Origin of the sequence: Streptomyces sp. CB02400 (assembly GCF_001905725.1) — a bacterium.
GTDB classification, from domain to species: domain Bacteria; phylum Actinomycetota; class Actinomycetes; order Streptomycetales; family Streptomycetaceae; genus Streptomyces; species Streptomyces atrovirens.
Map to the genome: position 1 here is coordinate 80,578 of NZ_LIWB01000027.1, position 14,719 is coordinate 95,296.

Below are 14,719 nucleotides of genomic sequence, written 5' to 3' on the forward strand. Positions count from 1 at the left end.
CACATAGGACACGGTCTAAATACCCTTTTGGGTTGGGCAGCTGCCGTTCTCACACACATGCCTGACCGCGGTTGATTCCTTGTCGAGCTGGATCAGCACGACCATCTCGCAACCTTCTGTCATCCCCATGGATTGAACCTGGGACCTCAGACTCGACAGCTGTGCGGCACTGGTGCTGCGGCGCACTACTAGGTCACCCGAGCCGTCGGTCAGGCCGAATGCTCGGGACATGGGGGCGAGTCGCAGCCCCAAGTACCAGGTCAACCAGGGATGAACGATGATCCCGCTGCCTCGCAACACGTTCTTATCCACGGGCAGCCGAACGCCGATGACCTGGCCGGAGTCGTCCACGACGATGTTGGAAGGTCTCCGAGGCTCGCTCTCCTCCATGGGCTCCGCTCCGTCCTCCACCAGACCCACGAGGCCGTCGCGCGTCCTCCCGATTCGGTCGCTGATGAGGCACTGCTGCAACCGCGCGTACCCGACGGGGTACTCCTTGGTCACCCGGGCGAATAGCTCGCGCTTCCTCAGAGGACCGGACTCGCGGAGCACCTGCACCATCGCGTCCAGGGCGTTGGTGTGGGTGGTCACCTGTGACAGCGGCCAGTCCACCAGGGCCCAAGTACCTTCCGGACGGATCTGCCGGAAGCGCTCATCGCGGCGTAGAGCTTCGCCCAGAGCCCTGGGCCCGCTGGCCTCGATAGCTTCGCTGATGTCCTCGGCCCGGCGTGGTTCGCCCACGTTCTCCAACCAGAGGAAGGCGGCGTCACGGCTCTTCGCTACTCGCCTTAGCCAATGCCCCCCAACGCCCCGGGTGAGTGGGCTCTTCGGGTGGCTGGCTATGGCCTCGACGGGCACGACGGCAGGGATGCCGAGCGCCGCCGCTCGCTCCTCAAGCTCATCTGTGCGGAACGGCGCTTGAGAGGCGAGTTGCCGCAGGAGCTTGTCCAGAGTCTGCGCGTCCTTAGCCCAAACGCCTCCCACGCGCCCAGCCCAGGTGTGTGGCTCCTTGAGGCCGAGTTGTCGCAGCAGGGCACGGCGCAACATGCCCTCGGGGTCTACGAGGATTTCGTCAAGGGACTCGTCGGATACGACCGGCTCCACGGCTAGGCGCTGAAGCACGTCCTCTCTCCAGTCGCTCTGGAACATGTCGGCCACCTGAGCCAGAATCTTCTCCTGAGCTTGGATGATCTGACGGGCACGCTCCCGCGACACCCCATGCGCGTCTCCGACCTCCTCCAGCGTCTGGCCCTGCCCCCGTCGGATCAGCATGTCCCTGGACCGCTCCTCGAGCGCCTCCCAAGTCGTCCTGATCCAGCCGCTCCCCGTTTCCCCGGCCTTGGCGTCTACCGTGGACATCACGCACCCACCACGTGCTCGATCCTCAAGCCGCAGCGTTCACCGATCCGCAGGTGTTCCTTCTTCTCTTCGATAGGGAGAGGCTTGACGAATGAGGTGACGACACAAAGGGTCCAGGGCGTCGTGTCTCCGCTCGCTTGTGCTCGAAGGGCAGCCCACACCAGGTGCTTCAGATCCTTCGCCGGCCCCCATGTGAAGCGCATGTCCTCGCCTCCGGCGCGGGCTAGCACACGCAGCGGCTTGATCTCCTGAGTCGAGAGGTCTGGTTCCCACTCAGGGCCGAGGGCCTTGCTCACGAGGCTGCCGACAGCCGCACCGGGGTTCGCGACGAGAGGCGCGTACTTCCCGACGCCGTAGATCGCGCGGGCGTACTCCTTCATCGGCCCGTCCTTGATCCATACACGCCTCTCCTGAGCCGTCTTGAAGAACAAGGACATCCGTCCACCGATCCGCGGGTCGTCCGCCCAGCGGTTGTATGAAGCCGTCCGCTCTGTGTCGGGTAGGTACGTCCACCCAACCTCGTCTGCCTCGTCGTAGAGCAGCTTGACGATTTCCATCTCGAGATCAGTCGGCATGCCCATCGTTAATTAATCCCCCCTTGGGCCGGAAACTCCAGGCTAACTTCGTCAGCGGCTGTTTCCAAGCTCGCCGCATCCTTGATCCAATGGTCCAACAGGCTTCCAGCAGTCGCGTCACTGAACTCAATCTTCGAATGACGAGACCGAGGAATCTCAAGCTTCTCTTGATCGGCCGCGTCCAGGGCGCGTTTCAGGTCCAACGCAGCCGCGACACGCCTAATGTCTGTCACAAAGTCGAGAACCTTCAGATAGCTCTTACTTGGGCTCAAGCGAAGCCCGCGTCCGAGCTGTTGGACGAAGATTCTGCGGCTGTGTGTGACGCGCAGGAAGCCGATCAGATTGACATCGGGTACGTCCACGCCCTCATTGAAGACGTCGACGCAGGTGATGAGTGGAACACGGCCAAGGCGGAATTCGTTCAGGAGAATCTGGCGTCGCTGACGCGGCAATCCGCTGTGCAAGAAAGAGGCGCTACCCCATGATTGGTCCACACGCGAGAGAAGGTTCGCCATGTGTTCCGCGTGCTCGATTGTTTGGCAAAATAGGATCGCTCTCGGGTCACGCGTCTCACGCCAGGCGGCGCGCAGATACTCGATGATCTCCTCGTCGCGTTGCGGGAGGAAGAGGTGACGATTCAAGTCCTTGACCGAATAGCCATGCTCGCTCTCTTCTTTGACCGTCTCCCAATCGATGTTGTCCACGAAGAGCCTGTAGTCGACGGCCGAAAGGTATCCAGCGGCCATGCCCTCGGCAATCCCCATGGAGAAGCTCGGAGTGCCGAAGCGAGCGGTGATATCGAACTTGTCGCCGCGCCATGGGGTCGCCGTCACTCCCAGCTTCACGGCATCTCCGCACAGATCCAGCAGCTCCGCAAACCTTCCTTGTTCGCCTACGTGGTGGGTCTCGTCGACCATCACGAGCTTGGGCGACCATCCAGAGCGGACGGCTCCGAGGACTGACTCGACTGTGCCCACTACGACACCATCGTAGGAGACCGGCTTGGACTCCCCTGTGAGGAGGCGTGTGGGAACACGCTTGTCGAGGTGTCGCCACAAGGCTCGTTCCAGCTGTTCCACCAGGTCCTTCATGTGCGCGACGACCAGGACGGGCGCGCCAGGGTGCTTGGCGAGGAAGCGGTCGATCGTCTCGCCACCGACCACGGTCTTGCCGAGGCCGGTAGCGAGCACGAGAAGCGCGGTCCCATTGGCGACGAGGTCAGCTTCGATCCTGTCAACGGCGGCGCGTTGATACGGTCTGAGCTCGTACTTGCTCGGCACGCGGGAAGGCATCCGCTCCCAGATACTCGCGAGCGTGGGACCATCCCAGACCGTGATCTTGATACCGATCGACGCGAGGGCCTGGCGCCGAGCCTCCGCTGTGCGGTTAAGGCTTGTGTTGGTTACGAGGATGGACTTGTCAGCCCGGTAACGGGTCCGTGCACGCTCTAGATCGTCCACGCCCTCGCGACCGATGGGGCCACGGCTTGACCACTTGCATTGGAAGACCCATTGCTCACGGTCCCTGACAGCGAGGAGATCGGCGCCAGCGTCGCCGGCGCCATCCACTACACGGACATCCGTGAAACCGAGGTGCCACAGTGCACGCTCGACCGCGTGCGGTAGTCCTCGGGGGCCTCCCAATAGCAGGCTCTCCGCAGAGAGGAATCCACCTGTCACGCGCCCTCCGCCAGTTCATCCGCGAGCAGCCTGATACTGAGGCGGGTGCGCTGCAACCGCAGAGGGTTCTTGGTGGTGAAGCTCGCCACTGTGGCGACATCGTTGAGGTACCCGACAGTGGTGGCGAGGCTGATACGCCGAGCGGAGGGAGAACTGACCGTCGAGTACGCGCCGTTGAAGACCTTGGCGTCCATGAAGGCTTCCGGCCACGCCTCAAGAAGCTTGACGAGGAAAAGCGAGGGCGCGTGTTGGATGAACTCACTCGTGGACCCGAGCTTCTCGGTGTGAGTCACTAGCCCCAGCGCGATCATCTCGTTCTCGGTCGCCGTGAGCTCGTCCGGAGACAAGAACTGAAAAGCTCGCTCCGGATCCTCGTCCACGGATGCCGCCATCTTCTCGCGTACTACGACGAGCAGTTCCCTTGCCTCAGCGGCGATCCTGTCAGAGTCGAGAGCCGTGTCGGGAAGACACTCGGCGCGCAGTTCGGCAACCAACTCGGAGTGGCTCAGGCCGCTGGCGGCCTTCACCTTCAGCGCGGCGGCGACCTCCATCAGTAGAAGGTCGGAGGCTTCCGCTCCGAGCTTATTGAAGACCGCGTGTGCCGGGTCGACGAAAGCGGTCGCCTTGCCACCCTGCTCTTGCACGAGCAATACAGGAGTGGGCTGGTCATCCGCGTCCTGTACGCGAGTCGCGGACATTCGGCGAGTCTCAACGCTCAGAAAGCCCAGCTTCGGCAAACCGAAGTCGCGGGAGAGGTCGGGGACGGTGACTGAATCCAGACGGTATCGGTCGATACGTTCTTGGAAGGTCTCCTTTCTCCCCTTCGTCCCCTCTTCGGCCTTATTCGGCTGCGCCGCCGCAGTGGGCGGATCATCGGAGTCAGCGGGCGAAGAGTTGTCGCTGGCGGTACCCACACCGAGGGCCTCCAGTACCGCCTCCTCATTCGGGACCGTGGACGTCCCCTGCTGCGCGGACTCAAGCTTCGACCGCTTGTTCTGCTCCTCGTGGTTGATGACGGCGTCCCACCAACGCTGATCGCTCTGGTACTCGGGATCGCCGGCATGGAAGCGCTGGGCCCAGCGACGGGTCTCCTCGTGGATGGGGCCCTTCCCATCGCCCGGGATCAGACAGCGCGCTCCGGCGGCGTTCCGTCGGTACGCCTTGTAGAGCTGTCCCAGAGGGCTGTCGTTCTCCTGGTAGCCGACCCTCTTCGCCTTCTCAGGCTGGAGCGGGCCAGCCCCTCGCAAGTACTCGACAGCCCCCCGCCAGCTGCCACTGCTGTATTCGAAGGCGTTCTTCTGGTACGTCACCGGTACGTGATCCAGGTGGATCTCCCCGATAAGGCGGCCACCCTGGTTGGCGAGCTCGATCGGGTACTCGGTATCGACCGCTCCCGTAGGGTCATTCGGGTCTTGCCACTCGAACAAGCGCTTGTCCCACTGGAGGATCTTGCGTCCGTTCCGCAGGAAGTCGATCCCGAACTCACGCTTGTCGAGATGCCTCTGTACGCCCAACCAGCCGTGGATTCGACGTTCCCGCGGCGTCAGCCGCTCACTCTGGCACTGGCCGCACTTGCCGAGGCCCGGAACTTGCCAGTTGCCGCAGTCCTGACAGGCTTCCGCGTCCTCGTACTTCTGGTCGATCTTGGTGTATGCGGAGATCCTCTCCGCCCGGGCCCCGCTGCCGTACGTCACGTACCGGTCTTCCCCCCACCGGCAGTGACGGCGTGGCTTGACTCTCTGGCCTTGGACCCACAGTTCGAAGGGACGATTGTCGAGGAGCCAGGCGTAGGCTCGGCCAAGGGTGTTGCGCAGACCTGGTGCGTTACGGCGGAGCCAGTCGGCCCTCTCTCCGTGGAGACGACTGATCTCGATCTTCGTTCCGTGCTCGTTCGGGTCGGCCTTGGGCTCGGTGATGTCGTCTGCCTCGAAGTCGTCCCCGATGCGGTCGAGGTCGATTTCCACCCCGATCCACTCTGGATCTCCGGGGCGTGTCGTGAGGACGCGTGTGCGGCGGCCGAGCCGAGCCGTCGCGACGTTGAACCCCATGCCGAAGAGACCGAGCTTGTCGAAACGATCGTTGCTGGACCAACCCGCGCTGACGGCGCGCTCCAAGGTCTCGTAGCTCATGCCGCGGCCGGTGTCGGTGATGACGACTTGGGCTTCGGAAGATCGCACAGCCGGGCTCGGCAGTGTGACACTCACCTTGAAGCCACCCGCCCACGGGTCTCCGGAGCGGATGATCTCCGTGAAGTCGTCGAAGGAGTTGTCGATCAGCTCGGCAACGCATTGCCACGGATCGAACTCGATCTCGCCCAGCATGCGAAGGATCCGCGCGGACGGAGTGATCTTCAAGGCTTGCCCCTCCTGCATCGGTCATGAGCCCCCGTGCCAACGTACCGACGTGCGTCTCCAGAGTGAGCGCGCTCGTCGTCCATCGGACGTTGAACAGGGTAGAAGGCTGTGGTGACAGTGATGACCGAATCCCTGGAAGCCACCTCCAGTTGGCCAGTCAGGGGCGCCCCCTCGGGAAGCTGCGCCGGTTCCGTTACCCTGTGGCCGCCATCACGGTGAGGCCGAGCGTGGAGGGACGTTGGTGTGTGGTGAAGAGCGGGTGACTGCCAGATCCGGGAGCCACGTCAGGATCCCAACCCACGCTCATCGCTATGCGGCCGGCCCAGCCATGCCAGTGGAGGTACGGCGCCAGGGCCGATCATCGTAGGCGGCGATGCGTTCGAGGATGTGTGCCTCGACTTCCTTCACGACCTTTTCGGGGTCGTGAGGCGCGGTGCCGAAGGTACGCTTTCTTCCCTCATGGACTGTATCCCACTTGCTTTTCGCGCTCTGGCGTGTCTTGCTTCCCTGTTCGTTACTCCCGAAGCCTCTCAGGATCGCGTTCCAGACGGGCTGGTAGGCGCTGATGAGGCCCTTCTCACCAAGATTGGCGTGGATGTCTGGCGTACGCAGGGCGCGAAAATGGAACTCCTCAATGGGGAGTCCGGTGTCGCTGATGGAGGTACGGTGCTGCGTCATTCTTTCATGGAGGGGGGTACTGGACTTCACGGATTTTCCGGTATTGCTGTTGTTGGAAACTGACTGGCCTACGTACACGGGGATCTCGTAGTCCTTGAGCGGTGCGTAAAACGCGATCGAATCGCCGCGGTAGTAGATGGCGTAGAGCCCCGACCCGCTGAATCTAGGTAGCTCGTCGACCATGGGTATGAGGGGCTGATGCTCGAACGCGTCGCAGATGACATTGGTCAATCGCTCGGTGGACAGGGGATCGAAGAAATCGGGCTCGTAGGACGTCGTCACTGGGACCTCCTCCTTGATCGGTGGCGTGGCACAAGGGCGAGCTGTGGCGCCCAGGTCGAAGATCATAAGGAGGGGGTCTGACATCGGTCGTCTGGCCCGTGGTGCCGCCCGTCCTCCCGCGAGCTGGGATGAGGGAGGGCACCTCGCTCACGAGACCCGATGCCACACTGGACCAGTGAGCGCTTCTCATCCTGAGCGCCAGGCGATCTCGATGGCGTGAATGGCGGCGACTGTGCGACCGATGCGGTTTGTGCTGCACCGAGCCTTGCGGAGGATCCGCCATTGCTTGAGGCGGGTGAAGGCGCGTTTGCCCGGTGCTCTCAGCCGGGCGTGGTCCCGGTTGTACTGCTGGTAGTGCTCGGGAAGCTCGTGATGGCGGTAGTAAGGGGTGCGGACGGTGGCGCCGGCACCCTGATAAGCGCGGTCGGCCAGGACGAGGAGCTGGCGGGACAGACAGGCTTGGATCACCCCGTGTGCGCGGACTGCGGTCAGGTCGTGCGTGCGGCCGGGCAGCGCTCGCGAGAACCACAGGGGTGTTCCGTCTGGGGCGGCCACGACCTGCACGTTCATCCCGTGACGGCGGTGTTTCATCGAGTAGTACGGCTCGTCCGCCGCGATGCGGTCGGTGGCGATCAGAGTGCCGTCGAGGATGACGAAGCCTTCCGGCGGCTCGCGCAGGGTCGGGGCGCGCTCGGCGAGAAGGTCGACCGTCTCGCTCACGTACCGGCCGGCGGTGGCGGTGGAGACGCCGAACCAGGCGGCGACCTGGGCCAGGGTCTCGTTCTTGCGCAGGTGCACCAGGACCAGCAGGGCCTGCCGGAAGCAGCCCAGCCTGCGCCAGCGGGAGTTCAGCTCACACCTTCGGGCGTAGATGAGCCAGGAAACGTGCTCAACGACCTCGTGCGGGACGTCGAGCATGGCACGATACGGGACCAACAGGGCTCCTGTGTCGAGACGTTGGCGAATGAGATCACCAGCCGCAACGACCAGGAGCCCTGCCGCGTCACGGCCCCGACCGCCAGCCGTCATCACCCGCGAGCCACAGGATGAGAAGCGTTCAGTGATCCGAGAACCAGCAGAGGTGAACGTGTCTCCAGACAGCTGCGTCGAGCTCCCGATGGGGCTGCTCGTCGAGGCTGGCCTCAATGTGGGTGATTCCCTGTTGGCGTACAGCGATGGCGACGGACGCATCGTCCTGCGACGCGCCTCCGACACCATCGAAAACCTCCTACAGGACGGGACCTTGTAGCGGCTTCATCACGGCTGAGCGTGAACGACTTCGATGACACGACGCGCGGCATCCGCCGGGTCCTCGTGCTCCCAGACGCGCACCACCTTCCAGCCAGCCTCGGCGAGGCGGCGGTCGGTCTCCTCGTCCCGTGCCTGATTGGCGGCGATCTTCGTCGTCCAGAACTCGGAGTTCTTCCGTGCCGGCCTGAAGTGCGCGGGACATCCGTGCCAGAAGCAGCCGTCGACGAACACCGCTACCCGTGCCCTCGTGAAGACCAGATCCGCTGTGCGTCGCAGTTCAGGTAGCGGGCGGGTCGACACGCGGTACCGGAAGCCGGCGGCGTGGACGATGGAGCGCAGCCGAAGCTCGGGCTTGGTGTCCTTGCCCCGGTTGGCGCGCATGACAGATCGGACAGAGTCCGACGCGGCCCAAGAGCCTTCTGGAACAGGCCGGGCACCCACGAGTCCCTTGGCCTTTGCCAGATCCCATCCGGCGGCGAGATTGGCCGCTCGAGTGTCATGTTCCACTGGCCCGAGGTATCGGGAGGGCGAGCGGCCCTTCTCCGACCAGCGTAGGTAGGCGCGAATGCGGCGTGTGCGTGGCAGGAGCTTCAACTCCACGGAGGCCAGCGCGTACTGCTCTCCCTCCACCGGCACGTAGCGCATCCGCCGCCCGCCAGCCGCTCGATCTTGTTCGGCGGCGAGCGCTTCCTTGCTACGGCCAGCCCGTCCCTTCCAAGCCCTGGCTGGTGGCATCTGGTCCTTCCAGCCACTCTGCCGGGCCTTCCCGGCATGGATCATGAGCCTGCTTCCGCCTTGTCCAGGGCATCTGAAATCGCCTCCGCGAAGACTTGACCCAGGCGCACCGGAACGGCGTTACCGAGTTGCCTCATCCGTTCGCCGCGCGGTCCACGCAGCTGCCATTCGTCGCCGAAGGTCATAACCCGGGCTGTCTCGCGAACTGTCATGTACCGGTGACGGTAGCGATGCCCCCCAGGAGCGTCCGGGTCTTCCACACGATCATCGAGGAGCATGACGGACTCTCCCCCAGGAACTCCGTGTACCCCAGCCTTCACCGTCTTCGCTGGGTTGTCGAGTTCGTTAGGGGTGTGACCTGTGTAGATGCGAGCACCCGGCCAACCGATGTGGTCGGCAACGCCGCCCTGCGGCGTCTTCCGGTCGAGCATGTCCAAGTCGATCCGCGGGAGATCCTTGATGGCATCGCGCAGCGTGAGCCAGCGAGAGCGACGCCGCTCTTGGCCATCGTTGGGCGAGTCGTCGAAGGACAGCTGCTCATTGGCGTAGCGCTCCTTAACGCGATCGCGTACATGCTTCTCGACGCCCTTGTGGTCGTCCCAGTACGACTCGTCCCGCAACGCTTTGATGAGTAGGTCCCTGGAGTGCGTGGGCTCGACAGAGTTCTCGAACGCGGCCATGTCGACTCCGAGGTCCGCCCGGAAGGCGACGAGGATCACGCGGTTACGCACCTGTGGCACACCGTAGTCCGCCGCGTTGACGCGCATCATGAGCACCTTGTAGTGCTTCGACGGGTCGCTGTCTCCGGCGGCGATCCTTTCCCTCAAGATCTTGTCGTGCTCCTTCCAGTCCGTCCCCTCCTGTCGCTCCACGAAAGGCAGCTCCAGCTCGCGTTGGATGTACTCGAAGTAGGGCGCGAACGACGGACGGAGTAGGCCAACAACGTTCTCGCAGAGGACGGCCTTGGGGCGGATCTCCCGAATGGCACGGAACATCTCGGGAAACATGTTGCGCTGGTCCTCATCCCCCTTGGCGACTCCGCCCAGACTGAAGGGCTGGCATGGCGGGCCGCCTGCGAGGAGATCGACCTCGTGCTCTCTGAGATACTCCATCTCCAGCTTGCGTACGTCACCGGCGACGAACGGAGCCTTTTGGCCTGGCCCGGGGACGGGCGGACGGGATCCCTCCTCGTGCCTCTCGAAGTTGTTCGCCTCAAGGGTCTCGCAGGCGCGTGGAGCGAACTCGTTGAGCAGCAGGTGACGGAAGCCAGCGTTCGTGGTGGCCTGAACCAGACCTCCCCCTCCGGCGAACAGCTCCACCGACGTCCGTTGCATACTTCACACTCCTCGCAGCTCAGTACGGGGGAAACCATACCGCGGAGTTGGTGATCATGCGGGCCGTTTGAGTGAGACACGTGCCTCACGTGACCGCGGCGTCGATATGGTTTGGCCAGCGAATGGCGCGCAGGAGGAACGGCGAGGGCATGACAGCGATACCGGGTCTTGGGGAGCGGCCGTTCCATCGGAACTTCACGCTGAGCATCACGAAGGCATTGGGAGATCAGCTCGCGGTGGGGTTGGAGGAACTCACACCCGCGCCCCTTGCGGACGAGCACATCGATCAACTGGAGGAGCGCGCCGGCGTATATCAGCTCTACCTCAACGGAGACTTCGTCTACGTGGGCAAGGCCGATAAGTCGCTGCAGGCCAGGCTCAGGAACCATCTCAAGAAGATCTCCGGGCGGCGCGGCATCACGCTCGACGAGATCACGTTCTCCTGCCTCTACGTGGCCGAGGACTTCTCGGCCCTCGCTCCAGAACAGCTCTTGATCAATCACCACAAGGGTCAGGGGGACATCCCCTGGAACAACAACGGCTTCGGTAACAGGGACCCAGGACGTCAGCGTGATCACACCATCCTGAAGCGAAGCCACTTCGACGCGCTCTACCCGATCGATCTTGAGCGCCCAGTCAAGGGGTTGGCGGCTGGGACGATGACCCTCCACGCGCTGATGGCCGCTGTGAAGGCGGGCCTGCCCTACACCTTCCGCTACGCGTCGGTGCCGGATCACCGGGGGATCACGGTCACGGTGCCGCACGTGGAACCGACAGCTGACTCCGTCTTCCGCTTGATCTCGGCAGCGGTCCCGCAGCAGTGGCAGATCACAGCGCTCATGGGCTACGTGATCATGTACCGGGAGTCTCCAACCGAATACGAGAGCGCCTGGCGCTACTACCGGGATGGTCAGGCGATCGAGGGCACACCTCAGCAGGCGCCAGAAGAGGAGGAAGACAGCGCATCGGAGACGGGCGAGTGATCCATCAGGGCTGCCATGCGGGCGCGATTCAGACAGACGGGTAGGCGAGCGGTCCTCCTAGTCCCGAAGCGCGCGCTGTGAATTAATCCGATTCCTGCCTCGTTGATCGCGTGGTGGCTGACGGTGGCCGCCGACAGGGCGTGAGCGGCGTCGGCCAGGGAGCGACACAGGGCGAGTGGACCCCGATCAGGCGAGTGGGGGTAGCGGGAGCCACCCTCCGGTGGCTCCCGCGTTCGTCGGCGCGGCGATCAGGGTCAGCGAGTCCGTCGACGGAACAACGGGACTGGAGCGGTGTACGTCTTGTTCTCGGCCGTGATGCCTTCAAGGGCCGCGATTCGCCGTTCGATCGCCTTGACGTTCTCCGCGTTGTTGACCGTAGCGACCCCTTGGACGGTGACGGCCAAGGGGTCGGAGACCAGTGCCGCCCTGCGTTCGCGAAGGACTTCCACGGCGACGGCCTGGACGGAACCAAGGCGCTGGTAGCGGGTGTCGAGGTCGGTTCGTTCCGCTTCGCCGAGCTCGGAGCGGAGGTAGGCGTACTCGGCATCGGTGAGGGTCACGATGTCTGTGCCTTGCCGCAGCGGGGCTGACGCGGCGGCTCCGGGGTCCAGGCGTCGGGGTGCGTGATCTGGTCCGCGATCGCCGGGTCGCTTACTTCCGTACCGGGCTGGAGCAGGATGGTCTCGTGAGTCTTGGGATCGGTGACGAAGACAGCGGTGGTGAGGACGCGGGTGGTGGGCATCACAGGACCTTCGCGGTGATGTGGATGTCTGGGACATAGAGGACCGGCATGGCGACGGCGGAGCCCTTCGTCCAGACCTGAACGGGGTCGTCCTGGTGGCCGGCGGTGATGACGATGCCGGGAGCATCCTCGCGGGTGATCGCTGGGTTAGTGCCGGAGGAGAGGACCAGTGACTCGGCGGTGATGCCGTACTGGGTCTCCGCCCAGGATTCGGGGTTCGGCGGGAGCAGGATCCAGCGGTCCTCGGGGACGACACGCTGGTAGGTGTCGTCGACGGAGATCTGCACGTCGTAGACGGTGATCGGCGGCAGGTTGTAGCGGGCACGGACGACCTCGACCTCGTTGGGCGCGAGGACCGCAGTGGGGGTGGTGGAGCCGTTGACGCTGCCGAAGTACGCCGCGCGGTAGGCGTCGTTCGCGGCAAGCGTGGCGCGGGCCTTGTACGAGGTGATCACACGGGACGGGAGTGGGGCGCCGATGGAGCGCAGGTACTCGATCCAGCGCAGCTCGTCGGCGATCGGGTCGCTGGTCGGGTCCGACCAGGGCTTGGCGGCAGTGGGCATGTTGGCGTCCGGGACGCCGAAGTCGGCCTCCAGGGTGAGTCCGTTCTCGCCGTTCAGGCTGAACTTGCCGTCGACGAGGAGGTCGCCGGCAGCGAGCTCCATGCGGTTGTGGATGGACTCGACGTGGCGCTCGATGTCGTCGTAGAGCAGCTCGACGAACTCGGAGGCGTCGGCGCCGCGGGCGGTGTCGAGAAGGATCTGCTCCAACTCGCCGACAATCAGCTTCTGGCCGAGTGGCGGAAGCATCCCCTCGGTGATGATCTTCTCGGCCTGGCGGCGGGCGACGGCGGTCTCGGCGTCGTACGCGCGGAACTTCGCCACGTTCACGCGCCGCTTGCTGGACTTGATTCGGAACTTGACGGAGTTCAGGCGCCGTTCGGGCATGACGGTGCGGGTCAGCTCGAAGTCGGCCGGGGTAGCCATCGTGCGGGCGAAGGCGTTGAGGTCAGCCGCGTCGATGTCGCGCAGCAGGGTGTCGAGCATGGCGAGTGTGGCTCCTCATCCTTCAGACGAAGTGGATCTGCGCGGTCGAAGTGGTGATGGCGCTCGGGTCGAGTCCGCCAGGGACATGGGCGGCGGCGATCAGGCCGTGCCAGAGCAGGGCGGCGCCGGCACGACCGCTGCCGGGTGCGAAGGGGACGTCCGTGAGGAGCACGCCAGCGAAGTCCGCGCGGCCGTCCGTGGCGGCCGTGTCCCAGGGGCCGTAGAGATTGGTGGCGGTGACGCGGCCGAGCGGGATGCCAGCTCGCATGATGCTGCGGGGCTGGCCGAGGGTGGGCGGCGTGTAGTGGGTGCCCTCGGTGAAGAGGGTGATGGTGAGCGGCGTGTCGACTCCGTGCCGGGACGCCAGCCAGGGGCGGTCGACGGTGGCGGAATCGGAGTACGTGATCGGCTGAAGATCCACGGCAGGCGCCTCCGGTCAGTCTGTATGGGCGGTGAGGCCGTACGGTCACCGGTTGGTGCCGTCGTCCGCGAGGCTCTGAGCGGGGCGTGGCCCCCGAAGGTGTGCCGGGGTCACGTGCTCTTGATATGGCTGCGGCGGTGGGCGATGTCCAGGCCGATCTGGCCGGAGCGGGAGGCGGTGTCTCCCGAGCGTCCGGGGATGTTGGAGGGGCTGCCCAATGGCGGTGCCGCTGACGGCCGCAGAGTTCGCTGGTCGAAGAGTTCTGGACGGCGTTCCTGCAGTTCCTCGGCCGCCTTGGCCAGCGCCGTATCGTCCGCCTCTGGGGCGGCGAGGCGGCTGAGCAGGACCACGGCATCCTCCAGTTCGGTGCCGGTGGCGCCCAGGCCCACCAGGACGGCGCGGCGTGCGGCGTCCCGCTCCCGGGCGACCGCCGCAGCCTCGCGTTCCTGTGCCAGGCGTTCGCGCTCGGCGGCTGCCTGCTCGCGGCGCTAGACCTCTGATAGACGGGCCTGCTCGGCGTCCTTCTGCTGCTGCTCGGCGTGCCGCTGGTTCTGTACGTACTCCGTGAGGGCCTTCGCCGAGTCGAACCCGAGCTGGCCGAGGAGGTCCCGCACGCCAGCGCGACGGCCCTGGTCCTTCTCGCGGGCGAAACGGCGGGACAGCTCCTCCTGCGGGATGGTCACCACTTTGGTGTCGGTGCCCTCCGGGGACGTCTCGCCGGTTGGCGGATTGCCCGGGTCGTCGAGGGAGGCGCCGAGAATCGGAAGGATCGCGCGGCCGTCGCGGCGATAGCCGAGCGGTGTGAGCGGCAGCGGAGGGGGTGTATGTACGGTCATGGGCAAGCTCCTCGCCCAGACGCCCCCGCGGCCGGGCGGAGTCTAACCCCCTGCGGGCTCACGTCTTTCAGACTTGTGGCTTAGGCCCAATGCCGGTGACTTTGGTGGGTTCTGGTCGTTGGATGGGTTGTGCCAAGACCGGGTCAGGTGAAGCCGTCGGGGGTTGATCGGTTCTCGGATCGGATCGCGTTGGGGGTGCTGACGCGGGTGTTTCCGCCGGAGCTGATCGACGAGGTGGTCGCCGAGTGCGGCAGGGTTGAGCAGCGGACGCGGCTGCTGCCGGCACGGGTGGTGGTCTACTTCGTCCTGGCGATGTGTCTGTTTTTCGGGCAGGGCTATGAAGAAGTGGCGCGGCTTCTGGTCCAGGGGCTGGAGCGTGAAGGCCGGTGGGTGAAGACCTGGCGGGTGCCCACGACGGCGGCGATCGGCCGGGCCCGTCTGCGG

At 64.9% G+C, this 14,719-nt stretch carries 16 protein-coding genes; 2 read left to right on the forward strand and 14 right to left on the reverse strand.

Annotation, left to right across the window (positions count from 1 at the left end):
• Positions 1-15 precede the first annotated feature (15 nt).
• The 8 genes from AMK33_RS38030 to AMK33_RS38070 form a co-directional block, all read right to left on the reverse strand.
• Positions 16-1,359, reverse strand: coding sequence for a sigma factor-like helix-turn-helix DNA-binding protein (locus AMK33_RS38030; RefSeq protein ID WP_073937849.1), 1,344 nt, complete (start codon positions 1,357-1,359; stop codon positions 16-18).
• Positions 1,359-1,934, reverse strand: a complete 576-nt coding sequence (locus AMK33_RS38035; protein WP_143203905.1) for a hypothetical protein — start codon at positions 1,932-1,934, stop codon at positions 1,359-1,361. The genes AMK33_RS38030 and AMK33_RS38035 overlap by 1 nt, the downstream gene beginning before the upstream one ends.
• An 8-nt stretch (positions 1,935-1,942) precedes the next feature.
• Positions 1,943-3,613 (reverse strand): DEAD/DEAH box helicase family protein, encoded by a 1,671-nt coding sequence (locus AMK33_RS38040; RefSeq protein WP_073937833.1) that lies wholly within the window; start codon positions 3,611-3,613, stop codon positions 1,943-1,945.
• Positions 3,610-5,934 (reverse strand): ATP-binding protein, encoded by a 2,325-nt coding sequence (locus AMK33_RS38045; RefSeq protein ID WP_201263153.1) that lies wholly within the window; start codon positions 5,932-5,934, stop codon positions 3,610-3,612. The genes AMK33_RS38040 and AMK33_RS38045 overlap by 4 nt, the downstream gene beginning before the upstream one ends.
• A gap of 342 nt (positions 5,935-6,276) precedes the next feature.
• On the reverse strand, positions 6,277-6,927 hold the full coding sequence (locus AMK33_RS38050) for an Eco29kI family restriction endonuclease (protein WP_073937851.1): 651 nt from the start codon (positions 6,925-6,927) through the stop codon (positions 6,277-6,279).
• 186 nt (positions 6,928-7,113) lie between these two features.
• On the reverse strand, positions 7,114-7,845 hold the full coding sequence (locus AMK33_RS38055; protein WP_443030953.1) for a transposase family protein: 732 nt from the start codon (positions 7,843-7,845) through the stop codon (positions 7,114-7,116).
• Between the two features lie 339 nt (positions 7,846-8,184).
• A complete protein-coding gene (locus AMK33_RS38065) occupies positions 8,185-8,958 on the reverse strand; it encodes a very short patch repair endonuclease (protein ID WP_073937836.1) in 774 nt (257 codons plus the stop codon).
• The gene (locus AMK33_RS38070; RefSeq protein ID WP_073937837.1) at positions 8,955-10,247 is read right to left on the reverse strand and encodes a DNA cytosine methyltransferase; all 1,293 of its coding nucleotides are present in this window, start codon (positions 10,245-10,247) and stop codon (positions 8,955-8,957) included. The genes AMK33_RS38065 and AMK33_RS38070 overlap by 4 nt, the downstream gene beginning before the upstream one ends.
• 149 nt (positions 10,248-10,396) lie before the next feature.
• On the opposite strand from AMK33_RS38070, the gene AMK33_RS38075 reads away from it, so the two are divergent.
• Positions 10,397-11,230: a GIY-YIG nuclease family protein gene (locus tag AMK33_RS38075; RefSeq protein ID WP_073937838.1), complete on the forward strand. Its 834-nt coding sequence runs from the start codon at positions 10,397-10,399 to the stop codon at positions 11,228-11,230.
• A gap of 254 nt (positions 11,231-11,484) precedes the next feature.
• Here the strand turns inward: AMK33_RS38075 and AMK33_RS38080 are convergent, their stop codons facing one another.
• From AMK33_RS38080 to AMK33_RS38105, 6 genes are all read right to left on the reverse strand, one after another.
• On the reverse strand, positions 11,485-11,790 hold the full coding sequence (locus AMK33_RS38080; RefSeq protein ID WP_073937839.1) for a hypothetical protein: 306 nt from the start codon (positions 11,788-11,790) through the stop codon (positions 11,485-11,487).
• A complete protein-coding gene (locus AMK33_RS38085; RefSeq protein WP_073937840.1) occupies positions 11,787-11,972 on the reverse strand; it encodes a hypothetical protein in 186 nt (61 codons plus the stop codon). The genes AMK33_RS38080 and AMK33_RS38085 overlap by 4 nt, the downstream gene beginning before the upstream one ends.
• Positions 11,972-13,018 carry a major capsid protein gene (locus tag AMK33_RS38090; RefSeq protein WP_073937841.1) on the reverse strand — a complete coding sequence of 349 codons (1,047 nt, stop codon included), beginning with the start codon at positions 13,016-13,018 and terminating at the stop codon, positions 11,972-11,974. The genes AMK33_RS38085 and AMK33_RS38090 overlap by 1 nt, the downstream gene beginning before the upstream one ends.
• Before the next feature lie 22 nt (positions 13,019-13,040).
• Positions 13,041-13,439: a head decoration protein gene (locus tag AMK33_RS38095; protein ID WP_073937842.1), complete on the reverse strand. Its 399-nt coding sequence runs from the start codon at positions 13,437-13,439 to the stop codon at positions 13,041-13,043.
• 110 nt (positions 13,440-13,549) lie between these two features.
• Positions 13,550-13,828, reverse strand: coding sequence for a hypothetical protein (locus AMK33_RS38100; protein ID WP_073937843.1), 279 nt, complete (start codon positions 13,826-13,828; stop codon positions 13,550-13,552).
• Between the two features lie 99 nt (positions 13,829-13,927).
• On the reverse strand, positions 13,928-14,275 hold the full coding sequence (locus AMK33_RS38105; protein WP_073937844.1) for a hypothetical protein: 348 nt from the start codon (positions 14,273-14,275) through the stop codon (positions 13,928-13,930).
• Positions 14,276-14,470: 195 nt separating this feature from the next.
• Between AMK33_RS38105 and AMK33_RS38110 the strand changes: the two genes are divergently transcribed.
• Positions 14,471-14,719 (forward strand): transposase domain-containing protein (locus tag AMK33_RS38110; RefSeq protein ID WP_443030952.1); only part of this gene is annotated, 249 nt, incomplete at its 3' end.

Bases quoted from the DNA above. Each gene is read 5' to 3' on its own strand.
- AMK33_RS38030 (WP_073937849.1), bottom strand. From the start codon at position 1,359: ATGTCCACGGTAGACGCCAAGGCCGGGGAAACGGGGAGCGGCTGGATC.
- AMK33_RS38035 (WP_143203905.1), bottom strand. From the start codon at position 1,934: ATGCCGACTGATCTCGAGATGGAAATCGTCAAGCTGCTCTACGACGAG.
- AMK33_RS38045 (WP_201263153.1), bottom strand. From the start codon at position 5,934: ATGCTGGGCGAGATCGAGTTCGATCCGTGGCAATGCGTTGCCGAGCTG.
- AMK33_RS38055 (WP_443030953.1), bottom strand. From the start codon at position 7,845: ATGCTCGACGTCCCGCACGAGGTCGTTGAGCACGTTTCCTGGCTCATC.
- AMK33_RS38065 (WP_073937836.1), bottom strand. From the start codon at position 8,958: ATGATCCATGCCGGGAAGGCCCGGCAGAGTGGCTGGAAGGACCAGATG.
- AMK33_RS38070 (WP_073937837.1), bottom strand. From the start codon at position 10,247: ATGCAACGGACGTCGGTGGAGCTGTTCGCCGGAGGGGGAGGTCTGGTT.
- AMK33_RS38075 (WP_073937838.1), top strand. From the start codon at position 10,397: ATGACAGCGATACCGGGTCTTGGGGAGCGGCCGTTCCATCGGAACTTC.
- AMK33_RS38085 (WP_073937840.1), bottom strand. From the start codon at position 11,972: ATGCCCACCACCCGCGTCCTCACCACCGCTGTCTTCGTCACCGATCCC.
- AMK33_RS38090 (WP_073937841.1), bottom strand. From the start codon at position 13,018: ATGCTCGACACCCTGCTGCGCGACATCGACGCGGCTGACCTCAACGCC.
- AMK33_RS38105 (WP_073937844.1), bottom strand. From the start codon at position 14,275: ATGACCGTACATACACCCCCTCCGCTGCCGCTCACACCGCTCGGCTAT.